This is a genomic window from Collinsella sp. BG-O-102, from assembly GCF_023656745.1.
Lineage (GTDB): Bacteria > Actinomycetota > Coriobacteriia > Coriobacteriales > Coriobacteriaceae > Collinsella.
Genome location: NZ_JAMOKO010000003.1, coordinates 63,667 through 87,234, shown reverse-complemented (window position 1 = coordinate 87,234; position 23,568 = coordinate 63,667). Strand labels below are relative to the sequence as shown.

21 protein-coding genes and 1 riboswitch are annotated in these 23,568 nt (G+C 59.4%); of the genes, 13 read left to right on the top strand and 8 right to left on the bottom strand.

The genetic code is table 11. The features are described from left to right. Positions 1-56: 56 nt before the first annotated feature. Together NBH09_RS02495 and NBH09_RS02490 are read left to right on the top strand one after the other, a co-directional pair. Positions 57-968, top strand: a complete 912-nt coding sequence (locus NBH09_RS02495; protein ID WP_250786975.1) for a DMT family transporter — start codon at positions 57-59, stop codon at positions 966-968. A gap of 140 nt (positions 969-1,108) precedes the next feature. Further along, complete coding sequence (locus tag NBH09_RS02490) at positions 1,109-3,358, top strand: KUP/HAK/KT family potassium transporter (protein WP_284703079.1); 2,250 nt, start codon at positions 1,109-1,111, stop codon at positions 3,356-3,358. A gap of 211 nt (positions 3,359-3,569) precedes the next feature. Here the strand turns inward: NBH09_RS02490 and NBH09_RS02485 are convergent, their stop codons facing one another. From NBH09_RS02485 to NBH09_RS02475, 3 genes are all read right to left on the bottom strand, one after another. Continuing rightward, positions 3,570-5,120, bottom strand: coding sequence for a hypothetical protein (locus NBH09_RS02485; RefSeq protein ID WP_250786974.1), 1,551 nt, complete (start codon positions 5,118-5,120; stop codon positions 3,570-3,572). 351 nt (positions 5,121-5,471) lie between these two features. Beyond that, entirely contained in the window at positions 5,472-6,437 is a 966-nt protein-coding gene (gene bsh, locus NBH09_RS02480; RefSeq protein WP_250786973.1) for a choloylglycine hydrolase, read from the bottom strand. Between the two features lie 131 nt (positions 6,438-6,568). Next, on the bottom strand, positions 6,569-6,988 hold the full coding sequence (locus NBH09_RS02475) for a peptide deformylase (RefSeq protein ID WP_117746174.1): 420 nt from the start codon (positions 6,986-6,988) through the stop codon (positions 6,569-6,571). Between the two features lie 193 nt (positions 6,989-7,181). On the opposite strand from NBH09_RS02475, the gene NBH09_RS02470 reads away from it, so the two are divergent. From NBH09_RS02470 to NBH09_RS02460, 3 genes are all read left to right on the top strand, one after another. Beyond that, positions 7,182-8,492, top strand: a complete 1,311-nt coding sequence (locus NBH09_RS02470) for an NCS2 family permease (protein WP_195246880.1) — start codon at positions 7,182-7,184, stop codon at positions 8,490-8,492. Between the two features lie 204 nt (positions 8,493-8,696). Beyond that, positions 8,697-10,481: a carbohydrate-binding domain-containing protein gene (locus tag NBH09_RS02465; RefSeq protein ID WP_250786972.1), complete on the top strand. Its 1,785-nt coding sequence runs from the start codon at positions 8,697-8,699 to the stop codon at positions 10,479-10,481. A gap of 207 nt (positions 10,482-10,688) precedes the next feature. Further along, positions 10,689-11,354, top strand: coding sequence for an alpha/beta hydrolase (locus NBH09_RS02460; protein WP_250786971.1), 666 nt, complete (start codon positions 10,689-10,691; stop codon positions 11,352-11,354). Positions 11,355-11,415: 61 nt separating this feature from the next. On the opposite strand, the gene NBH09_RS02455 is transcribed toward NBH09_RS02460, so the two are convergent. The 4 genes from NBH09_RS02455 to NBH09_RS02440 form a co-directional block, all read right to left on the bottom strand. Continuing rightward, on the bottom strand, positions 11,416-12,750 hold the full coding sequence (locus NBH09_RS02455; protein WP_250786970.1) for a uracil-xanthine permease family protein: 1,335 nt from the start codon (positions 12,748-12,750) through the stop codon (positions 11,416-11,418). A 122-nt stretch (positions 12,751-12,872) separates the two neighbouring features. Next, positions 12,873-14,006 carry a 5-methyltetrahydropteroyltriglutamate--homocysteine S-methyltransferase gene (locus NBH09_RS02450; RefSeq protein ID WP_250786969.1) on the bottom strand — a complete coding sequence of 378 codons (1,134 nt, stop codon included), beginning with the start codon at positions 14,004-14,006 and terminating at the stop codon, positions 12,873-12,875. A gap of 155 nt (positions 14,007-14,161) precedes the next feature. After that, positions 14,162-15,058: a LysR family transcriptional regulator gene (locus NBH09_RS02445; protein ID WP_055286633.1), complete on the bottom strand. Its 897-nt coding sequence runs from the start codon at positions 15,056-15,058 to the stop codon at positions 14,162-14,164. A gap of 10 nt (positions 15,059-15,068) precedes the next feature. Further along, a complete protein-coding gene (locus tag NBH09_RS02440) occupies positions 15,069-15,977 on the bottom strand; it encodes an HAD-IIB family hydrolase (protein ID WP_250786968.1) in 909 nt (302 codons plus the stop codon). A 163-nt stretch (positions 15,978-16,140) separates the two neighbouring features. Continuing rightward, positions 16,141-16,251, top strand: a riboswitch (TPP riboswitch). Positions 16,252-16,302: 51 nt separating this feature from the next. Here NBH09_RS02440 and thiM point away from each other — a divergent pair. From thiM to NBH09_RS02425, 3 genes are read left to right on the top strand one after another with little or no spacing between them, the layout of a single operon-like run. Then, positions 16,303-17,142, top strand: a complete 840-nt coding sequence (thiM, locus tag NBH09_RS02435) for a hydroxyethylthiazole kinase (protein WP_250786967.1) — start codon at positions 16,303-16,305, stop codon at positions 17,140-17,142. Between the two features lie 3 nt (positions 17,143-17,145). Then, complete coding sequence (locus NBH09_RS02430; protein WP_022093950.1) at positions 17,146-17,487, top strand: thiamine-binding protein; 342 nt, start codon at positions 17,146-17,148, stop codon at positions 17,485-17,487. Further along, positions 17,484-18,179 (top strand): thiamine phosphate synthase, encoded by a 696-nt coding sequence (locus NBH09_RS02425; protein WP_250786966.1) that lies wholly within the window; start codon positions 17,484-17,486, stop codon positions 18,177-18,179. The genes NBH09_RS02430 and NBH09_RS02425 overlap by 4 nt, the downstream gene beginning before the upstream one ends. A 101-nt stretch (positions 18,180-18,280) precedes the next feature. Here NBH09_RS02425 and NBH09_RS02420 read toward each other — a convergent pair whose 3' ends face one another. After that, positions 18,281-19,150: a patatin-like phospholipase family protein gene (locus NBH09_RS02420; RefSeq protein WP_250786965.1), complete on the bottom strand. Its 870-nt coding sequence runs from the start codon at positions 19,148-19,150 to the stop codon at positions 18,281-18,283. Between the two features lie 258 nt (positions 19,151-19,408). Here NBH09_RS02420 and NBH09_RS02415 point away from each other — a divergent pair, with 258 nt between their 5' ends. The 5 genes from NBH09_RS02415 to NBH09_RS02395 all read left to right on the top strand — a co-directional run bounded on the left by NBH09_RS02415 (position 19,409) and on the right by NBH09_RS02395 (position 23,551). Continuing rightward, a complete protein-coding gene (locus NBH09_RS02415) occupies positions 19,409-20,032 on the top strand; it encodes a flavodoxin family protein (protein WP_138111835.1) in 624 nt (207 codons plus the stop codon). 16 nt (positions 20,033-20,048) lie between these two features. After that, positions 20,049-20,390, top strand: a complete 342-nt coding sequence (locus NBH09_RS02410) for an arsenate reductase family protein (RefSeq protein WP_055252194.1) — start codon at positions 20,049-20,051, stop codon at positions 20,388-20,390. Positions 20,391-20,476: 86 nt separating this feature from the next. After that, on the top strand, positions 20,477-21,607 hold the full coding sequence (locus NBH09_RS02405; RefSeq protein WP_035137003.1) for a GTP-binding protein: 1,131 nt from the start codon (positions 20,477-20,479) through the stop codon (positions 21,605-21,607). 100 nt (positions 21,608-21,707) lie between these two features. Further along, the gene (locus NBH09_RS02400; RefSeq protein ID WP_138111829.1) at positions 21,708-22,307 is read left to right on the top strand and encodes a tRNA (cytidine(34)-2'-O)-methyltransferase; all 600 of its coding nucleotides are present in this window, start codon (positions 21,708-21,710) and stop codon (positions 22,305-22,307) included. Positions 22,308-22,450: 143 nt separating this feature from the next. Continuing rightward, entirely contained in the window at positions 22,451-23,551 is a 1,101-nt protein-coding gene (locus tag NBH09_RS02395; RefSeq protein WP_250786964.1) for a DUF8462 domain-containing protein, read from the top strand. The last annotated feature ends 17 nt before the right edge of the window (positions 23,552-23,568 follow it).

Genomic DNA, 23,568 nt, shown 5'->3' with positions numbered 1-23,568 from the left:
TCTATAGCCAGTTCACCCATAGTGAACATGCACGGATATAGAGAGGATGTCAGCGCATGAACAACGGACTGCTTACGTACTTAGCAGCATTGCTATTGTTTGGCTCCAACGGCATCATCGCCGCTGCCATCGCGCTGCCGAGCTCCGATATCGTGCTACTACGCACGTTTTTGGGCGCACTCTCGCTTGTCACCATCCTCGTCATCACCCAACGCCATAAGCTGCAGGCGCCATCTCGCCCCCGCGAAGCCGTAGCCCTCCTCCTCTCGGGAGCCGCGCTGGGCGCCAGCTGGATTTTTCTGTTCCGCGCCTACCAGACGATCGGCGTCGGCGTATCCTCGCTGCTGTACTACTGCGGCCCCATCATTGTCATGGCGCTCTCCCCGCTCATCTTTGGCGAAAAGCTGACCGGCGGCAAAATCGCCGGCTTTATCGCCGTCGCTTGCGGTGCTTTTCTCATTGCAGCGCAAGGTCTAGGCGGCAATATGCCCATTGCTGGTATCGCCTGCGGAATCGCCTCGGCATTTTGCTATGCGCTGATGGTCATCGCCAGCAAGGGTGCGCCACACATCGAAGGCCTTGAGAACTCCGCGCTCCAGGTGAGCGCAGCCTTTGTGACCGCGCTGGTCCTCACGCTCATCACGCAGGGCGCCCCCTCATTCCTGTCCGCCGGCGTCGCCGCCAATATTGATTGGCGCGCCGTCGTCATGCTCGGCGTCGTCAACACCGGCATCGGTTGCCTGCTCTACTTTAGCGCTGTCGCCAAGCTGCCCGTCCAGACCGTCGCGGTCGTCGGCTACCTCGAGCCGCTTTCGGCGGTCGTGTTCTCGGCCGTCCTTTTGGGCGAAGCCATAACACCGGTCCGTCTGACGGGCGCCGCGCTTATCATCGGCGGCGCGTTCTTTTGCGAACTCGCCGGCAAACGCGCAAACGCCAAAGCCGGTATCGCTCAAGCAGCACGTGCTTAATAGCCCCCGCTTTGAAATGCTGCCTGCGTATATGAATAATCCCCATCTGGGGATTATTGTCTAAAGCTAACCAATGTGCCAAACTGCTCTTGTATGTATAAAGACGGCATAAAGGTTATCTGTCCTAGATAGATAACCGGATGTCCAAGGGAGTCCACGTGGCACAAAACGAACTGGAGGCAAGCCCCCAAGACCAGCGTGGTCAAGGCGGGCACGGAGCCATTCCCCTCTCCGCTGGCATGTTGCTCGTAACGCTCGGCGTCGTCTATGGCGACATCGGCACGAGCCCCATGTACACCATGAAATCAATCGTCGCCAACAACGGCGGCATCGGTACCGTCAGCGAGGACATGATCCTGGGCGCGCTTTCGCTCGTCATCTGGACCATGACGCTCGTGACCACGGTCAAGTACGTGGTAATCGCCATGAAGGCCGACAACCACAACGAAGGCGGCATCTTCGCCCTGTTCAGTCTCGTGCGCAAGGTGGCGCCATGGCTGATTCTCCCCGCCATGATCGGCGGCGCGGCGCTGCTCGCCGACGGCATCCTCACCCCCGCCGTCACGGTTACCACGGCCATCGAGGGCTTGCGCACTATCGAGTGGGGCCACGCGCTTTTGGGCGACGGCCAGACCAACGTCATCATCATCACCATCATCATTATCTGCGGCCTATTTGCCATGCAGCGCGCCGGTACCTCGTCGATCGGTAAGCTGTTCGGCCCGCTCATGACGCTGTGGTTCCTGTTCCTGGCAGGCGCCGGCCTGTTCAACATGCTCGGCAACCTATCCATCCTGCGCGCGCTCAACCCCATCCGCGGCATCATGTTCCTGTTCTCGCCCATCAACCACTCGGGCATCATGGTGCTCGGCTTTGTCTTCCTGTCGACGACCGGCGCCGAGGCCCTCTACTCGGACATGGGCCACGTTGGCAAGGCCAACATCTATGCATCCTGGCCGTTTGTTAAGGCGGCCCTTATCCTCAACTATCTGGGTCAGGGAGCTTGGCTGCTCGCCAATAACTCCAACCCCCAGATGCTCGCGATGGATATCGTCAACCCGTTTTATATGATGCTTCCCGAGCCCCTGCGCCCCTTTGCCATCGTGCTTTCGGCCGTAGCGGCCATCATCGCCTCGCAGGCGCTCATCACCGGCTCGTTCTCGCTGGTATCCGAGGCCACGCGCCTCAACCTTATGCCGCATCTGCGCATCCACTACCCCAGCGACACCAAGGGCCAGCTCTATATTCCGCTCGTCAACAACATCATGTGGGTCGGCTGCATCTTCATCGTGCTGCTGTTCCAAAACTCCGAGCGCATGGAGAGCGCCTACGGCCTCGCCATTACCGTGACCATGCTCATGACCACGACGCTTTTGACGAGCTATATCGCCGGCATTCTCAAGCACAAGCTGGGCGCCTGCGTCTTCGCCCTGCTCTTCGGTGCCATTGAGCTGTGCTTCTTTGCCTCGTGCCTCACCATGTTCTTTGACGGCGGCTATGTGATGATCTTCCTGGCCGCACTGCTGTTTGGCCTTATGTACGTGTGGCGCCGTGGCACCGCCATCGAGCGCACGCAGACGATTCTGTTGCCCGTCTCCAAGTACATCGATCAGCTCAACCGCCTGCGCAACGACGAGACCTATCCCGTGCTCGCCGACAACCTGGTGTTCCTCACCAACAGCCCCGATCCGCTCACGCTCGACCGCGACGTGCTCTATTCCATCCTGGATAAGCATCCCAAGCGCGCCAAGGCATATTGGTTCATTAACGTGCACGTTACCGACGAACCCTATACGCACGAGTATTCCGTCGAGACCTTTGGCACGGACTTCCTCTTCCGCGTGCGCCTGGACCTGGGCTTTAAGGTCAACCAGCGCGTTAATGCCTACCTGCGCCAGATCGTTGGCGACCTGATGGCATCGGGTGAGCTGCCACCGCAACATCACACCTACTCCATCTACGAGACGCGCGGCAACGTGGGTGACTTCCGCTTTTGTATGCTGCGCAAGATGCTTGCCCCCGAAACGGACATCAACCGCAATGACCACCGCGTGATGGCCATCAAGTACGCCGTCCGCCGCGCCTGCGGAAGCCCGGCACGCTGGTACGGTCTTGAGGACTCGGCCATCATCATCGAGTACGTGCCGCTGTTTGCCCGCATGCGCCCGGCCGTTAAGCTCGTACGCACCCAGGTGCCGCTCGAGGTTCAGATCGAAGAGGCCGAGGAAATGGAAGTCGATATCTTCTCGGACGACCTGGTCAATGGCAACGAAGCCGGTAGGAACATGAACGTCGACCCCACCGAGTTGCTCGAGAGCGTCGCCGATACGCCCGAACAGCAACTGCTCGACGGCCTCGAGAGCGAACAACTCAACGACGCCAACTTCTAGCGACGTCACAAATCAACGACAGCGGCCCTGCGCCTCACGATCTGCCAGGGCCGCTTTTGTCTACGTTTTTGGCCAGGTAAAACACCTTTGAGGCTTTACCCGGGCGTAATCGTAGACTGCTATTCGGCATTTCCGGGGCTAGACAACCGCCTGGCCCCAATCGGTCATATAACCCTAGCCCACATTGAAATGCCATCGAAAAAGAAGCAGGCTATAGAGACTGGTCTCTCACCCACTCGATGAGTTCGGGGATCGCATAAGCGTATTGCCAGGTAAAGTTATGAGTGTTTCCACCCTGGACCGTCTTGTCGGTGCTATCGAGAGTTCCCTTCTCTACATGAAGGAAAACGACATGCGCCCCATCGGTCACCGCTTGTTTACAGGCCGAGGAGCAGACATCCGAGAGCTCGACCATAAGCTCATCGAGCGTCTTCTGGCTGCTAGCCGCCTTGGCTCCTTCCTGGTTACCCGAAGGGTTTTTCTCTCCCGTTGCGTCGTAATCAATCCACAGGCCACTCGTATGTCCTTCGCCGTCATAGTTATAGGCGCAATTCAGCTGCTTCTCAACATAAGGAATTCCGATACTCGCGACACCCTTCTCGGGATCCGTCATGCCGCCATAGGAATTGGAATCGTCTTCAGAAACGAATATCACCATGGGCGTCTTGGCAATCGGAGTCATGTTGCCTTGCCCGGCAACGAGCATAAGCGCTGCAAAGGAATTGTCATCGGGATGCTTGGAGGCATATTCGATGAGGGCCATGCACCCGGCAGATTCGCCCGTCCCGTAAATGCGATCCGGATCGATTGAGTAACCCTGGTCGATCAGGTCCTCGATTACATGCAGGCAAGTCTCGATATCGCAACAAGTTCCAGCGATCGTCAGCACAAATTGTGACCCATCAGCCCAGGCAAGGGCTCCCAGACCTTGACGAAGATTCACCCTCACATCGCAGGTGGTTACCCCCGCATCCGGCAGGAAGAGCGTGATGGGGTATTTCTTTGCCTTGTCGTAGTCGTCAGGCTGTGCCAAGGCAAACGAAGCATGGAATCCAGTTTTGGGGTCATCGTAGGTCCCTGCAACAAACTTGTCTGCCTCGGAGTTGAGAACAGTCGAAGCCACGAGATATCGGGAGGATGTCTCGTCGCCTGTAAGCTTTTTACCTGCAGAATCCTTGAGATCCTTTATTTGGGCGATTTTGACGCAACCGCTATCAAGGGATACGGGACCGTTTGAGCCTACGCACCCACGCGTCATCTGAAACATCAACGTCTGTGCGCCCGCATCTGCTGGATCGAGCTCGACGATGACGTACGTTCCCTTGCTTTTGCCCCCTTCATCACTCAGCTCGGCTTTGTCGTTTACATAGGCAGTGACAATCGAGCGTCCCAAAACCGAGAAAGATCCCAGCCCCTTTTCCTGAGCCTGTTGACCGATGCCGCCATGTCCGGGATCAACCGAAGACGCATCGACATCCACGTCGTATTCAATCGCCACGCCGACAATCTTCTCTCCGATTGCATATGTTTTCGCAAGTGCAGAAACAGAGATAATGTGCTCGTAGAATTCGCTAACGTCGCTATCCGTGCCACCCGATTTGCCGTCGCTATCAACCTTCAGTGCATCATCCTTGCCGGCAGCCACGCTTCCCGCGCCGCTTTCGCTTCCAGACGCGCAGCCAACAAGCATAGAGGCGGTGCCCGCCAGCATTGTGGCCCCACCGGCCGTTAAAAAGCTTCGCCGACTCATTTCGAAAGCCATTTTTATTGCCCCGTTCCCCAGCCCGCTTCTGACTGGATTTTCAGCATTTCTAATCAGAAATTAACGAAACGGAGTCCGTGCCTTCGAAGCGCCAAAACAGGGAATCCGTTGATGCCAGATGCCCGGCGCGCCGCTCGGAAGTAAAACTAAAGAAATTTTATATAATCTAAATGAGTCAATCGATTCGCTTTTGAACGGCTATTATTCCAAAGATGAATTGAAGCTACCGTTTGTTTAATATATCTTGACAAAGTCATCGGCATCATGTTTGCCTTCAACTTCTGATCTACCAAGCGGCCCTGCGCCTCACGAGAGACGCAGGGCCGCTTTGCATTGCAGTAAAGCTAACGGCTACGAACGGCGCGGCTCGGGAACCACGAGCCTATCGGGGCTCGCGCCCTCGGCATCCATCAGGCTCACGTAGCGAATCGACGGATCCCCATACATCGCGTAGTAATAATTGCCCGTGCGCGCGCTAAAGCATCCGGTGTAGATAGTCTTCTCGAACTTGCCATCGCCCATCCTGGACGCTCCCTCGATCATCACCACGCCCTCGAGCGAGCGGAACATGCGAACGACGTTTTCGGTCTCGCTCTCCTTTTGTGGGTAATTGGCATTGAGGTACGCCGCCTTTACAAAACGGCTCGGCGAATAGCAATCGCCCGGAATGCCGCGCATGCCGGCACCGGCTCCATAGGGCTTAAGCTCGGCGCCACGCCATGTCGCCGTCTGCGGAAAATCGCTTGTGGCCGTGATATAGGTGCGCAGGTTTTCCATGTGCCACGGGAAAGTCGGCTGATTGGCAAGGGTGTCGACCGGATTGTCGTATACATGCAGGCCGTCAGCCATCATCTCGACCACGATGCTGCGCTGGCTGTCGCCGATAATCCAATGGAGCAGCGACACGCCCAGCCCCTCTCCGGCAGATTTGGCGACAATCACCGTGTCGCGCAGCGCGGCCTCGACCTCATCGACCGTCGAGAACGTCGCTGCCACCCACAGGGGAAACTCATAGGCCGCGATATTGTTCTTGCCGTCGACAGGGCCCTCGGCATACTCGGCATAACCCGGGAAATTGAGACCCGCCACGGCGAGGCCCGCATCGTTGCCGCAGTCGAAGAACATAGGGTAGTTCTCGTAATCGATGCACATGCCGATTACCGCGTGCGCCGCCGACGCATCGTCGATAAACGAATACGGGACGTGGAACCCGCGCGGCATCACGCGAACCTGTTGGCCGTAGTCAAAGCTCCAGTCTAGGTTGCGGCCTAGATACATGTGACCAGAATTATCGGTAAATCGAATGCTCGTACACATAGCGCCTCCTAGCTTTACGTTCCTGCTAAGGTTATTGTCACCAAACTAAAAGGCGCTAAACACAAAAGCCCGGACATGACAACAATGTCACGTCCGGACCAAAAGAGACGAAGTGCGGTGCTTTGGTCCCCTTAGACCAACTTTCCTAGACAGTGGTCAATCATGTGTTGAATCATCTGCGCCTCGAAGCCCACAAAGTCCTGCTTGCGCTCGCGCATCTTGCCGTCGACGATCACGTCATAAGCGACCTTGCACTTGATATAGCGCGTGGACTTGGTGACCTCCTCGTGCGTCAGGCAGCTCTCCTCCATCTTGCTGGCGCCCAGGCCAAACACCAGACGGGGGTTGTAGAGCACGTGGGGCTCGCCGGCGTCGTCCAGATAGACGCAGACCTTCTTGGTAACGCCAATCTGGTTGGCGGCCAAGCAGCCGGCATCGTCGAGCGACTTGATGGTATCGATCAGGTCCTGAGCAACCGACTCGTCCTCGACGGTCGCAACCTCGCAACGCTGGGACAGGATAGCCTCGTCGTGGCAAAGCTCTTTAATCATACGTTCCTCCATAGGGGTCGTTGTAACCGCTTAAGTATACGGTACCTACACAATTTCATGCGAAAGATACCGCCCGTCCGTTGCAAACCGCCGAACATCAACATGCGAGGAACACCAACTTCACAAAGGCGATATAGTGGGTGAGTTCGTGTCAATCGGCCTAAACTCGGGGCCGAACAAGGAAAGGGTATGCATGGACGAACTATTTCACGTCAGTGAGCGCAAGTCCACAATCGGGACCGAACTCCGCGCTGGACTGACAACATTCCTGGCGATGGCCTACATCATCGCCGTCAACCCCGCGGTGCTCTCGGGCGCTGGCATCGATGCGGGAGCGCTCGCCTGCGCCACCTGCCTGGGCGCCGGCATCATGACCATCTGCATGGGCATCTTCGCTAACCGCCCGCTCGCCTGCGCGTCGGGCTTAGGCGTCAACGCGATGATCGCTGGAATCACCACCACCGTCTGCGGCGGTGACTGGCACGTGGCCATGAGCGTCATCTTCCTCGAGGGTATCGTCATCTTGCTGCTCGTGCTTTGTGGCCTGCGCGAGGCCATCATGGACGCCATCCCGGTTGTCCTGCGTCACGCCATCTCGGTGGGTCTGGGCCTGTTCATCGCCATGATTGGCCTGTGCGATGCCGGCATTATCACCGCTGGCGCCGGTACACTCGTCGGTCTGGGCGACATCACCTCCCCCACCTTCATCGTCGGCATCATCTCCATCCTAGTGACAGTCGCCCTCGCCTGCCGCAACGTCCCCGGCTCGCTGCTCATCGGCATCGTCGTCGCCGTCATCGCCGGTATCCCCCTAGGTGTGACCCAGGCTCCGACCGGTATCATCGCCCCGCTCGACTTCTCGAGCATCGGTGGCCCCATCGCCGACGCCGGCGGCGTGCCCGCCATCGTCAAGGTCCTTACCGACCCCACGCTCCTCGTCATCTCGTTCTCGCTGCTCATGAGTGACTTCTTCGACACCATGGGCACCGCGATGGCCGTGGCCAAGCAGGGCGAGTTCCTCACCGACGACGGCAACGTCGAGGATATCAAGGAGATCCTGATCGTCGACTCCGCCGCCGCTGCTGTGGGCGGTTTCATGGGCGTCTCCTCCATCACCACCTTCGTCGAGTCCACCTCTGGCGCTGCCGACGGTGGCCGCACGGGCCTCACCTCCGTCACCACCGGCGTGTTGTTCATTCTCGCCGCGTTCTTCTCCCCCATCGTCACCATCGTTTCCAGCGCCGCCACCTGCGGTGCTCTGGTCTACGTCGGCTACCTCATGATGAGCGAGGCCTCCGAGATCGACTGGTCCGACGTGTCGCAGGGTTTCCCGGCGTTCATGATTGTCGCCGGCGTGCCCTTCACCTACTCCATCTCTGCCGGCATTGGCCTGGGCTTTATCGCCTACGTGATCGTCGCGCTCTTTAAGGGCGAGGCCTCCAAGATCAAGCCGCTCATGTGGATCGCAGCCCTCGCCTTCCTCGTCTACTTCTTTGTAGCGTAGCGGCAAGGCTGCAAAAGCTGAACAATAAAGCGCGGAGTCGCCATGCGGCCCCGCGCTTTTCTTTTAGCGCCGGTCCCTGCGCCGGCGTGCGGCCTATTTCTCCCCCATTTTGGCCATTTTGCCCTCCAAACGGCACTACCGCCGGCAACATCCAGCAGATACGCTGAATCTAGTCGTATAGGCCCTATGAGAACGGGAGCAACCATGGCAGCCTTGTTCACGACCCCCAAACGCAATGACACTACCGCCGGAACCCATGTTGCCGAACCCGACGTTCGCCGTCGCATAGGACTCGCGCACGGCAGCTGGCGCCGCGTGACGCGCCGCATCGTCGCGGGCGCCGTGTGCGCGCTCACGGTGAGCTCGCTGCTCATGCCGAGCGTCTCGCTCGCAGCGGAATGGGTCAAGGTCGGCGGCAACAAGTACAACACCGCGGCGAGCGACGAGGCCGGTACCTGGTCGTGGGACGGCGCCGACGACTTGAAGCTCAACAACTATAACGGCGGCGAGATCCAGGCCGCAGGCAAGCTCAACGTGAATTACTCGGGAACCAACATCGTCACTGCCGAATGGATCGAAAGCATCAACGTTTCTCATGGCACTAACGAGAATGCCGAGCTCAATATCCAAGGCGACGAGGGCGGCACGCTCAGCGTGACATCTACTGAGGACGCTATCCTCTCCACGGGTAATATCAACATCGACGGAGCCGGATCCGTCAACGCCACGAGCACTGGGTTTGATGCCATCAATGCCGGAGGTAATCTCGCTATCAAAGGTTCGGGCAACGTCAACGCCACGGGTGCATCGGATGGCATCAGGGCAAACGGCAATATCACGATTGACGACAGCGGAGCCGTCACCGCCAGGGCTACCAAGGACAAGGGTATTGGAGCCGACAAGAACCTCACCATCAAGGGTGGCGGGACGGTCGAGGCAAGCTCAGCCGATGGTGAGGCCCTTTGGAGCGGCGGCAATATCAACATCTCGGACGGCGGCCAGGTCAAGGCAAGCTCCGAGAAAGACGCTGCCGTCGAGGCCAAGGGCAGCCTCGCAGCCACAAACGCCTCCCTCAACGTAAACGGTGTTGAATATGGCGTCTATGCCCACAAGGGCATCACCCTCGATCATGCAAACGTGACGGTCCGTGCAAGTAAAGGCAGATACGGTGGCGCCAACGCCCTCTTCACCTACCAGGACGACATCGTCGTCAAGAACGGCTCCACCGTGGACGCGTTTGCGGAAGGCGAGGTTTCGGCTGCATTCTCCACCAGAAACGATCGACCCAACGAGAAGGGCGGCCACATCTACATCAGCGACTCCGTTGTCAAGGCCATAGCCCGCTATGTCGAGAACGGCGACGGCCCCATCCCCTACAGCGAAAACCAAGATGGCGAGACGAGGCGCGAACCCCAAGGCGAGAACATCGGCATCATCGCCCAGACCAGCGAGGGCGTCACACCCGCAGTCATCTCGATCATCCGCAGCAAGGTAACGGCCGAAGGAGATACAGCGGCAATCTTTGCCCGTGCCATGAGCGCTGACGGCAAGACAATCGGCACCATCAAGATTGAGAACGCCGCCATCCAGACGCCCGAAGGCAGCAAGGTCATTGACTATCGCAAGCTCCGTGACGGCATCTACGAGGCAGGCCAAGCCATCGGCACGGGCGACGCCACGGTCGACTCCCTCTATATCAAAGCAGTCGCCAAAAGTACGACCATCGCACCTCCCGAGGTAGCCAAGCCGGAAGACCCCAAGCCCGACGAGACCAAGCCCGCAGAAAGCAAGCCCGCGGAGTCCAAGCAGAACCCCAAGCCTGAGGGCTCAAAGCCGACCAAGGCCGTTGCGGCTTCAACCACGAAAGCCAAGACTACCGGCGTGCTCGCGGCAACCGGCGACACCTCGGGTGCGGCCATCGTGGCAACCGTCCTTGCGGGAACAGCCGCTATCGCCGCAGGCACCATGGCGAGCCGTAAGCGTTCTTAGACGCCTCTGCGCACATGGCAGCTCCCGCGAAGGCCCCGAGCCCCAGCACCGTTTAACAACGCCACCGCCGAGCTCCCCTCCAGCGGTGGCGTTTTCCATATGCGTCCGCAGGGGATGCACGAGATTGTCTTTGGTCTAGCCCAACCGGCATACGCTGGCGTGCGACAATTGGGGCTGCCGATATCACAACACTGAGAGAAGCCCGTCATGGAAGCGCATCAAAAGCAGATAACCGTTTATTCGAATCATACGGAAAGCGCGCCTGTCATCTACCTTCCTGTGGTCGTGGGCGACGGCAGCGAGGTTTATAAGTGTTGCCGAGAGCTCGACTGTCCGCCATTCGCCCTCGTCACCATTGGCGGGCTCGATTGGAATCGCGAGCTGAGCCCCTGGGCATGCGACGGGACCGTACGCGATGCCGAGCCTTTCGGCGGCCAAGCTGCCGATTTTCTTGATGAGCTGCTGAATCAGATAATCCCCCAGGTCGAGTCGTCGCTTCCTCAGCCGCCCACCCGGCGCGGCATTGCCGGTTACTCGCTCGCGGGCCTCTTCGCACTCTGGTCCCTCTGGCAAACCGACGCCTTTGACCGCGCCGCGAGCGCATCGGGGTCGCTATGGTTTCCCGACTTTGTCGACCGTGCCAGCACGGCCCCTTTTGCCGGCAGCCCGCAAGCCGTCTACCTGTCACTCGGCAAAAAGGAAACCAAGACGCCCAACCGCATGATGCGGCATGTACTCGACGACACACGCGCGATGGAAGCGTTGCTCGTCGAGCGAGGCATTCCAACAACGCTGGAGCTCAACCCCGGCAATCACTTTGCCCAAACCGACTTACGCATGGCCCGCGGCATCCACTGGATACTGACACATTAAAAATGGTGCCCACACGCATATACGCATGGGCACCATATCTTGTTTTAGCTGAACGCAGCTGCTACTCAGCAGCCTCCTCAAGCTCGGAGACATCAAACTCAAAGTCGTTACCCGGCAGGATGGCGTTGAGCACAATGCCCACCAGTGAGCCCACGGCAATGCCGGACAGCGAAATGGTCACGCCGCCCAGCTCCAACACGATGGCGCCGGCGGTGCTGTACGCGATGCCGAGCGAAAGCACGAGCACCAGCGCGGCAACCAGCACGTTGCGGTTGTTCTGGAAATCGACCTGGTTCTCGATGAGGTTGCGGACGCCCACAGCGCTGATCATGCCGTAGAGCACGAGCGACACACCGCCGATCACACACGCCGGCATGGCGGCAATCACGGCAGCGAACTTGGGGCAGAACGAAAGCACGATAGCGCAGCACGCGGCAATGCGAATCACGCGCGGGTCAAACACGCGCGTCAGGGCGAGCACGCCGGTGTTCTCACCATACGTAGTGTTGGCCGGAGCGCCAAAGAGCGAAGCCAGAATCGTGGCAAGGCCGTCGCCGAGCAGCGTGCGATGCAGACCGGGATCGGCAATGTAGTTGCGCTCGCAAGTCGAACCGATAGCAGAGATATCGCCGATATGCTCGATCATGGTCGCGAAGGCCAGCGGCATGATGGTGATGATGGCCGTCGTGGCAAGACCGCTATCGAACTGCGGCCCAAAGAGTGCAAACACGGTGTTGTCCCACACGATGGGCAGACCGACCCACGGAGCGGCGGCAACGCCCGAGAAATCAACCTCGCCGAGCGCAGCCGCAACGGCATAGCTCACCACAACGCCCAGCAAAATCGGCACGATCTTGACCATGCCACGGCCCCAGATGTTGCAGATCACGATCACAGCCACGGCGACAACGGCAACAAACCAGTTTGTCTGGCAGTTGGCAATAGCGGAGCTTGCCAGGATCAAGCCGATGGAAATGACGATGGGGCCAGTCACCACCGGCGGAAAGAAACGCATGACACGCTTGGCGCCAAACGCGCGGAAGAGCGCCGCCAGCACCGGATAGAGCAGACCGGCACAAGCTACGCCTAGGCAGGCGTAGGGCAAAAGCTCGGTCTCGCCGTTGGGCGCGATGGCGGCATAACCGGCAATAAAGGCAAACGATGAGCCCAAAAATGCCGGCACCTTACCGCGCGACAGGAAGTGGAACAGCAGCGTGCCCAAGCCGGCAAACAAAAGCGTTGCCGATACTGAGAGGCCGGTGAGCACGGGCACCAGCAAGGTGGCGCCAAACATGGCAAACAGGTGCTGCAGACCGAGCAGGAACATGCGCGGGCGGCCAAGCGACGATGCATCGTAGATGGCATCGGTGACGGCGGGCGTCGAGGATTGGGACATGGATGTCCTTTCGAATGGAAGGGCGATCGGGCATATCGGATAACCTGCCCGAACGATACGATCTGAACCATTGTACGCGATACGCCATGTCTCGCACGCGCCGTCACCTGCGAACGTTACCGCTATTTCCAAACGCGCTTGGCAACGCGCTTGACCAGCGCGATCTTCGCCCATTGCTCGTCCTCGGTCAGCTTGTTGCCAATCTCGCAGCTGGCAAAGCCGCACTGGGGCGACAGGTACAGATTCTCGAGCGGCACGTACTTAGCGGCTTCGCGGATGCGCTCGACGATAACATCCTCGTTCTCGAGCTCTGCCGCCTTGGTGGTTACCAAGCCCAGCACGACCTTCTTGCCGGGAGCGACGTACTTGAGCGGCTCAAAGCCGCCGGCGCGCGGCGTGTCGAACTCCAGATAGAACGCATCGACATTCTCATGTGCGAACAGATACGGAGCGATAGGGTCGTAGCCGCCTTCAAAAGCGTAGGTGGAGTGGTAGTTGCCGCGGCACACGTGCGTGTTGATGACCAAATCGTCGGGCTTGCCCTCGATGGCGGCGTTGTTGAGCGCCACGCCCAGCTCGCTTACCTTTTGCAGGTCGACCGGGCTCATGCCGGTTTTGGCGACAAAATCGGTATCGCAGTAGATGCCCCAGGTGCAGTCATCAAACTGGATGTTGCGGCAGCCTGCTGCGTACAGGTCGGCGATCACCGTGCGATAAGCGGCTGCAATGGCGTCGGCAAGTTCCTCATCGGTCTTATAGACAGCGCGCAGGCTCTCCTGCTGGCCATCGCAGCGATCGAGCGTGACCTCAGAGAACGTCTGGATCGGCGCCGGAATGGTCTGGCGTGCGACCTGGCCCTCCTCCTCAAGCGCCTTGACGAACTTAAAATGCTCGACGAACGGGTGGTTCTCGCCGCTAATGGGACCGGTAACCACGGCGGTGTCGGCTGTCGTCTCCTCGTCATGGAACATATAACCCGTGCGTGAGGTGCGGCGCTCAATGCCGTTAAGGCCCCACATAAAATCGAGGTGCCAGTAGCTGCGGCGGAACTCGCCATCGGTGATCACCTGCAGGCCGGCGGCCTTCTGCTTGGCCACCAAATCGCGAATGGCATCGTCCTCGACGGCCTTAAGGCCGGAAGCGTCGAGTTTACCCGCGACATAGGCGGCACGGGCGTCCTTTACAGCCTGCGGACGAAGAAAGCTGCCGACGATATCGGCGCGAAACGGCGCGTTCGGTTGAATCGAAGTGCTCATAGATATCTCCCTTTGCATTGGTTGCTTTACTGGGACAGAGTATGAGCGCTCATATGACCATCGTAAAATATACGTTTATAACAGTTTGATATAGATGTTTCCCATATCAGTCTGGACTGTCATAAAGAGACTTGAACCGTGCGGAGCACAGCAGCCTAGATATGCTGACGAATCGCGTCGATATAGGCCCGACCGTAGCGTGTAAGCGTCGTGTTCTTGCGCGTGATGATGCCAATCTCCATGTACTCGTCCACGTCGAGCGGAATCGAGATAATGCCGGGGCCGTTGAGCTCGTGGCTGATCACGCCCGAGCATACCGTGTAGCCGTTGAGGCCCATGGCCAAATTGAACAACGTCGCACGGTCGCGCACGCGGATATTTTTGCGACGCTCGAACGTCGAGGTCAGCTCCTCGGAATAGTAAAACGAGTTGTAGCTGCCCTGCTCGTAGGACAGGAACGGGTAGTCTTCCAGATCCTCGAGCGTCACGCTGGAGCGGTCCGCCAGCGGATGGTCGGCGCAGACGAAGACATGCGGCGTGGCGCAGAAGAGTCCTTCGAACACGAGCTCGTTGGCCACCAGCATGCGCTCGATGACCTCGCGGTTATGCTCGGATAAGTACAGGATGCCCAGTTCGCTTTTCATATGCGCGACATCCTCGATAATCTCGTGAGTCTGCTCCTCGCGCAGGGTGAAGTCGTAACGCGCGGCATCGAACTCGCGGATCACGTCGACAAACGCGTTGACGGCAAAGGAATAATGCTGGCAGCTCACACTAAAGTGCGGCACCTGCTCGGATGCGCCCTTGTACTTGCCCTCGAGCAGGTCGGCCTGGTCGAGTACCTGGCGCGCATAGCCCAAGAAGGTCTCGCCTTCCTCGGACACAATGACGCCCTTGTTGGTGCGCTCAAAGATGTGCACACCCATCTCGTTTTCGAGATCGCGAATCGACGCGGTAATCGAAGGCTGCGACACAAAGAGACGGCGCGAGGCCTCGGTAATGCTGCCGCATTCGGCAACTTTGACGACATATCTGAGCTGCTGGAGCTTCATGGCTGTCTCCCTAGACGTTTGTGACGTCGAAACCCGCCGTGTCCATTTGGCTCATAAACGACGGCATCTCCCCCGTCGCGGCGCAGGCGGCAATCTGATGCAGAGCCCCGGCAACCGCATCATCTGCCGCAGCGCCGATATGCCAGCGTGCGGCAGCCGTGACGGCCTCGTTGGCATTGGCGACTGCAACGGAGTTGGGAACGGCATCGATCATGGGCAAATCGTTATCGGAATCGCCGAATACGGCCACCTCGTCGGGCATCAGGCCCAAAGCACGCGCCAGCTCCAGCGCAGCGCAGCCCTTGTCCCAGCCGGTCGGAAGAACGTCGAACAGGCGCACGCGGTTGTTGGGAAACACGAGCGAGAGCTCCGGCACCTCAGCGGCAACACGCTCGCGCAGCTCGGCGAGCTCCTCGCGCGAACGGGCACTCCAGATATTCGCCTTGTATACCGGGGCATCGTCAACGACAGGACGACAGGGAGCCTCTTCGCCCTTGAGCCACGCGTTGCCGCCTGACTTCATGGCGCGACGCACACGCTCGGGATCGCTTGTCACGCAATAGGCATCGTTATTCCAAAAGTCATCACCCAGACGGTAGACCTTCAAATACGTATCGTCGGTCTCCTGTTCAAAATAATCGGCTAAGCGCATAAGGACATCGTTATCGATTGCGCGCGAAGCGACTACTTCGCCATCGACAAACATCACCTGGCCGTTGCAAAACGCACCGGTCGAGAAGCACTCGGAGCGATTGCGGAACATCCAGCCCATCGCGGACGGCTGACGACCCGAAACCGGCCCAAAGTGCAAACCCGCCGCCTGCATGGCATGAATACCCTCAATGGCGTAGTCGCTGGCGCCGTCATGCCCGGCTGGAATCAGCGTATCGTCCATATCGGTCAGCACAAGTTTGATCATAAGGTCCCCTCGGTCATTCTTAATCCCATCTATTGTACCGACCTGCCAAAAAGGGACAGGTTTATTTCGGCAGGTTTCATCTGGGAAAACGCAAAGTCCCAGTTGTTACCTGCCAAAATAAACCTGTCCCTTTTTGGCAGGTGCGCTAGTATAGGGAACAACAGATTCGATGCGGGAGTGCCGGCGGTGCAAACCACAAGGCTGAGAGGGCAATGGGCCCAATCCTTTGAACCTGTCAGTTAATGCTGGCGTAGGGAGCATGCCGCCTTTACAGGGGCGCTGTCTATGCACAGCGCCCCTTTTCTATGCCAAGGAGGCATGTGCAGTGATTGATTCGGAACAGCTTAAGCAAAATGTGGTCAAAGCCGTGGAGGAGATTCGTGCCACCAATCCGATGGCCGGCTCCATCACCAACACGGTGACGATCGACTTTGTCGCCAACGCGCAGCTCGCCGTGGGCGGATCGGCCGCCATGGTCTATCTGCCCGACGAGGGCGAGGCACTCGTTGCCGGCGGCGGCGCCATCTACCTCAATATGGGCACGCTCTTCCCCATCTACGAACAGACGATTCCCCGCGCGGCCAAGGCGGCGCACGACGCCGGCAAGCCCTGGGTGCTCGATCCGGTGGGCCTGGGTATCGGTAGCCTGCGCACCCAGCTGGTAAACGAGCTCAAGCAGTACAAGCCCGCCATCGTGCGCGGCAACGCCTCCGAGATTATCGCGCTCGCCGGCCTGTGGGGTCTTGAGGGCGAGGCGGCTGATCTGAGCCGCGTGCGCGGTGTCGATACCACCGATACGGTCGACGCCGCCCGCGATGCCGCCGTGGCGCTCGCCCGCTACACCGGCGGCGCCGTTGTGGTCTCGGGCGAAGTCGACCTGATTACCGACGGCACGACCGTGGCCAAGTCCCACGGCGGCAGCCCGCTCATGTCCAAGATCACCGGTTGCGGCTGCTCGCAGGGCGGCGTGCTAGCCGTGTACGCCTGTGCCGCCGACCCGTTTACGGCCGCCGTCTGCGGCACCGCTGTCTACAACGTGGCCGGCACGCGTGCCGCCACTGTCGCCGACGCCCCGGCAAGCTTTAAGGTCGCCTTTATCGACGAACTCTACCGCGCAACCGCCCAGGATATTGCCGATAACAAACTCGAGCTCGAGGAGGCATAGGCCATGTCCGAACCCGCAACCAATACCGGCATGAACACACTCGTCGCCGTAGCCATCGCCCCGTGCGGCACCGGCGACGAGCTGTCCGCCGAGGTCGCCGAGGTCGTGCGCGTCATTCGCGAGAGCGGCCTTCCCAACCGCACCACCTCGATGTTCACCGAGATCGAGGGCGACTGGGACGAGGTCATGCAGGTCGTGCGCGACGCGACATTTGTGTTGGCGAGCAAGGGCATCCGCACCGAAGTCGTGCTCAAAGCCGATATTCGGCCCGGATTTACCGACACCATGACCGGCAAGCTCGAGCGCATGGAAGCACAGATCAAAAAGCAGGAGGAAGCACGATGAGCATCCGCGACAACCTTGATATCTCGGCCTATCTGGTACTCGGCCCCGAAAACACGCTCGGGCGTCCCGTGGGCGATGTGGTGGCCCAGGCACTCGACGCCGGCTTTACCTGCATCCAGGTGCGCTCCAAGGTGGCAAGTGCCCGCGAGATCATCGCGCTGACGGGCGATGCCGCGCAGGCTATCGCTCGCGCCGGCAAGACCGGCAAGGTCGCCCTGCTTATCGACGACCGTCTGGACTGCGTACTCGCCGCACGCGAACAGGGTATCGCTGTCGACGGCGTGCACGTGGGTCAGAGCGATATTCCCGTCGAAGTCTGCCGCAAACTTCTGGGGCCAGATGCCATCGTGGGCCTTTCGGCCCGTTGCGAGGAAATGCTCGAGTACGTCAAGACCGCCGACATGAGCCTAGTCGACTACCTAGGCATCGGCCCGCTCCATGAGACCGAGACCAAGCGCGACTGTGGACGCGCGGCAGACGGCTCCATCATCACCAAGAGTTTTGAGGACCTGGCTGCGCTCCATGTAGCCAGCCCTGTGCCCATCGTGGTGGGCGGCGGCGTCAAAAAGGCCGACCTGCCGCAGCTCAAGGCCACCGGCGTCGACGGCTTCTTTGTGGTAAGCGCCGTCTGCAGCGCCGACGACCCCTACGCCGCGGCAAAGGAGCTCGTCGACACCTGGCAGCAGGCGTAAACGCATGCCGGGCAGCTGCTCCGCAGCCTCATATCTTCAGCAACGGAAAGCGCATCCCAGTTTGGACCTCCATTCCGGGATGCGCTTTCCATATGCGGCCCTTATCCCGCCAGATACGCTTCCAGCGCGGGCAAGGTTGCCCCCGCATCGCGACGGCCGACTTGGTAGATGCGCTCGAGCTCATCCGGTTCGCGGCACAGCGACGGCACCTTCACCGATTCGCTTGGCCGCACCACAAAGATTTCGCCGGCAGCCTCGCGACGTGCCAGGTCATCGAGCGTGGCATTGTAGACCTCATGCCGATGCTCAAGCGCTGCGACAAACTCCGGGTAGTGACGGAACACGCGCCGCAGCATGGGCATCACGCTGTTGGGCTGCTTCACAAAGCCCGCCGGCTGCGTCAGCACCACGATGTTACGGTCATACCCCTGCGCAAACAGCCATGCGCTGGGAATAGAGTCAGCCACGCCACCATCCAGATACTTATGCCCGTCAATAGCAACGGGACGCGTCGCCACAGGAATAGCAGACGACGCTCGGATCCACTCGATATCGCGCTCATCGCCATACGGCAGGTCGTGATAGACGGCCTTGCCCGTCTCGATATCGGTACACACGCACGTAAATCGCATGGGGCAGGCGCGGTACGCCTCCAAGTCGATGGGATCGCGCTCGATAGGCACCTCGTGATAGGCAAAATCGGCATTGAACATATCGCCGGTCCGCAGCCAGCTTGCTACGCCCGCATAGCGCTTGTCGGCACAATAGGCCTTGTTATAGCGAATGGCGCGGCCGATCTGGCGCGATTTAAAGTTGTAGCCAAACGCCGCGCCCGCCGAGACACCCACCATATGGTCGCAAGTTAAGCCGTGCTCCATCCATACGTCGAGCACGCCCGCCGTATACATACCGCGGTAGCCGCCTCCCTCGAGCGCGAGCCCCACCGTGTGTGATGTCTCCGGCTGTGTCATGCAACCATCTCCGTTCCCATGCTTTTGAACTCAACAAGTATATCTGTCAACGTATGCCGTCAAAAACGTGTTTATAAGCATTTATCAAACGTTTCCCAATGCATTCCCCATGCCGTACCGCAATGCCCCTAGATGGCCTTAGGCATGAACGCCCTTAAGAACGTTACGGGATAAACATCGCCCGCACCATGCCGACGTCATCGCACGCAACGTGAGATAATTCTCAGCAGAAGTCACCAAAAGCAGAGGGAGTTTATGATGAAGGTTCTTTTGGTCAATGGCAGCCCCAAGGCAAACGGCAACACCGCCCGCGCACTCGCCGAGATCGCCGAGCAACTCAATGCGGAAGGCATTGATACCGAGGTGTTTCAGCTGGGCGCCAAGCCCATTCGCGACTGCATCGGCTGCGGTCAGTGCGGCAAGCTTGGCGGTCGCTGCACCTTTGACGATGACGTGGTGAACGAGCTCATCGCTGCCGCCGAGCAGGCAGACGGCTTTGTCTTTGGCTCGCCCGTCTACTATGCGCATCCCAGCGGACGCATCCTCTCGGCTCTCGACCGCGCATTCTATGCCGGCGGGCATGCCTTTGAGCACAAACCCGGCGCCGCGGTCGCCGTCGCCCGTCGCGGCGGCACGTCGACCACCTTCGATGTGCTCAACAAGTACTTCACCATTAAGCAGATGCCCGTAGTTGCTTCCACCTACTGGAACAACGTGTTTGGCCGCGTGCCCGGCGACGCCGATGGGGATGCCGAGGGCCTTGCCACCATGCGAAACATCGGTAAGAACATGGCTTGGCTTCTACGTTGCATCGAGGCCGGACAGGCCGCCGGTATCAACGCACCCGAGGCAGATCGAGCAACGACCAACTTCATCAGGTAGAACGGCGGAACATACTATGAACGTGCAAATCTTCGGCACCAAGAAGTCCTTCGATACCAAGAAGGCACAGCGTTATTTTAAAGAGCGCCGCATTAAGGTGCAGTTTATCGACCTTAAGGAAAAGGAGATGAGCAAGGGCGAGCTCACGAGCGTGATGCAGGCGGTCGGCGGTATCGACAAGCTGCTCAACCCCAAAGCCAAGGACGAGGAGACGCTCGCGCTCATTCAGCATCTCACCCCCAGTCAGCGCTTCGACAAGCTGCTCGAGAACCAGCAGGTTCTAGCCGAGCCCATCGTGCGCAACGGCAAAAAGGCCACCGTCGGTTATTGCCCCGATGTATGGGGAGCCTGGGAGTAGCTTGTGTTATTTGCCGGCGCGTGGGTATAAGAGCAGGCGTTTGGCATAAGATTCAACTGTAAGCCATGTCTAACAAAGGAGGGCACATGCCCAACAAACCCGTGAAGATCATCATGCTTACCGGATACCTCGGTGCCGGCAAGACCACGCTGCTCAACCACATCCTCGCTAACGACGGCGGCATCCGCGCCGCCGTGATCGTCAACGATATCGGCGAGATCAACGTCGACGCCAGCCTTATCGCCGACGGCGGCCTTTCCGAGACCGATGACCTCATCCCGCTCACCAACGGCTGCATCTGCTGCACGCTTTCGGACGACCTGGCCAACCAGCTGCAGGGCATCGCCGATTCGGGCAACTTCGATTACATCATCATCGAGGCCTCGGGCATTTGCGAGCCCATCCCCATCGCCTACACCATCTCGAGCTTCTGCGACGAGGCCAAGGTGGGAGGCGAGCCCAAGCTCGCGCTCGACAACATCGTGGCCGTGGTCGACTGCGCCCGCATGTACGACGAGTTCAACGGCGGTCGCGACCTGCTGGCAGAGGATATCGACGAGGACGACATCGAGAGTCTGCTCATCCAGCAGATCGAGTTCTGCTCCACGCTGATCCTCAACAAGACCGATACCGTGAGCCCTGAGCAGATCGCCGAGCTTAAGGCCATCGTGCGCAGCCTGCAGAAAGACGCCGTGATCGTCGAGGCCCAAAACGGCGAGGTCCCCATGGAGGAGCTGCTCGACACCGACCGCTTCGACTTTATGCGCGCCTACAACTCCGCCGCCTGGATCGAGGCCATGGAGCATCCCGAGGAGCACGACGACCCCGAGGTGCTCGAGTACGACATCGAGACCTTTGTGTACTCGCGCCGCAAGCCGTTTGACCTGCAAAAGTTCACCGATTTTGTTGAGCAGGAGTGGCCCGACGAGGTCATTCGCGTCAAGGGCCCGCTGTGGCAGACCGGCGATCCGGACATGTGCTACATGTTCGAGCAGGCCGGCCACCAGATGCGCCTGATGGAGAACGGCCTGTTTGTCGACTCGGCGCCCGAGGGCGAGAAGCAGAAGATCATCGACGAGAACCCCGAGATCATGCAGATTTGGGACGACGAGACGGGCGACCGCATGACGAGCCTGTGCATCATCGGCCGTCACATGGACAAGGATGCGCTCATCGCCTCCCTCGATGCCTGCCTGACCGACTGGCACCGCGCCTAGGTTTATCCAAGCGGACATTTTTCCGCTACGTAACCGCCAAACCACCACGAAGGTGCCTGTCCCCTTCGTGGTGGTTTTTCGTTCTGAGCCAAGGAGATTCATGTTCAACATTGTGCTGTATGCGCCCGAGATTCCGGCCAATACGGGCAATATCGGCCGCACCTGCGTGGTTACCGGCGCCCGCCTGCATCTGGTGGAGCCGCTGGGCTTCTCGCTCGACGACAAAACGGCACGTCGCGCCGGCCTGGGCTACTGGCAAAACTTGGACGTGACCACCTATGCCAGCTGGGAGGATTTCCTTGCGCGCAATGGCCTCTCCCCTGCCGACGAACGCCTGCATCTGCTGACCAAAAAGGCACGCCGCACCTATGCGCAGAGCACCTACCGCGACGGCGACTACTTGGTCTTTGGCAGCGAGAGCTCGGGCATTCCCGAGCCGCTGCTCGCCGCGGCGCCCGAGCGCTGCGAGCGCATCCCTATGCTGCGCGATTGCGACTCGCTCGATAACGCCGAGGCCTGGGAAGCCCACGAGGAATCGCTCGGGCATACCGAGGACGGCCACGAAGCCATCCTTCGGCAGGACATCTGCGGCAACTTCGTCAATCCGGACGACTACCGCATCAGCGCACTCAACCTCTCCAACAGCGCCGCCATCGTCCTCTACGAAGCCCTGCGCCAAACAGGCTTTCCGGGAATGTGACAAAGGAACTGTCCCTTTGTCACATTCAAGCGCCGCGCCGATGGCGCACACGCCTAATTGATGCTCTAGATAAAGAGCCTCACTTTTAATCAGAATTAACTAAAGTAAAATGAAGTTAAACGGCGGTGTGAAAGGAGAGCCTTGTGGAATATCTCGAGAACCCGTTTACCCCCAGTTTTGGTGAGGTTCCCGCCCATCTCGCTGGCAGACAACAGATTATTCGGGATTTGGACCGTGCCTTCTTGAGCCAGCGCAGGCGCCCAGAATTGACCTCGATCTTCTCAGGCGCGCGTGGAACCGGTAAAACCGCTCTCATGTCGTCGCTCGCGACAAGGGCGGAATCCCACGGCTGGATAGCCGTAAAGACGACCGCGCTCCCGGGAATGCTTGAGGAACTCGAGTTCGGGGCGAAACGCGCCGCAGCCCATCTCATCGACCCGTCCAACCACTTCGAAGTCACCGGCCTCGGAATTGCACCGCTCGGCAGCATCGAGGTCAATCGTGTCCACGATGCCTCAACCTGGCGTTATCGCATGAGCGACATCATCGACCAGCTCAACGAGGCGGGCACCGGTCTGCTCGTCACGGTTGACGAGGTGGACCCGACACTCGACGAGATGATTCAGCTCGCAGCGACGTATCAGCACTTTGTGACCGATGGGAAACGCGTCGCCCTGCTCATGGCGGGACTTCCCAACAACGTCTCGACGTTGCTGAACCACAAGACGGTCTCGTTCCTTCGCCGCGCCCAACAATATCATCTGGGTCGCATTGCCGACTATGACGTACGCGAGGCCTTGATTCGCACAATCCAGGAAAACGATCGCCTAGCAGATGCCGAGGGAATCGATAGAGCCGTTCGCTCGATCTCTGGTTTTCCCTTCCTATTGCAACTCGTAGGCTACCGTGCCTGGGATCTCACAAGCGATTCGAAGGAAATCTCGTCACGCGACTTTGACCTGGGAATCAAAATCGCGCGCGACGAGATGGACGACCGAATCCTCGCGGCAACCTATCGGGAACTCACTGCAGAGGACAAGCGATTCCTCATCGCCATGCTCGATGACGAGGAAGAGTCCACCACCGCCGACCTTGTCGGGCGCCTTAAGCGTTCGCCGCAGCAGGTCTCCCGCTACCGACGCCGCATGATAGATGCCGGCATCATTGGAGAACGAGGACGAGGGCTCGTCGCATTTGAATTGCCATTCTTCCGCGACTATCTCGCGGCTCAATGCGTGAAATAGGCATCAATGAGGCAAAG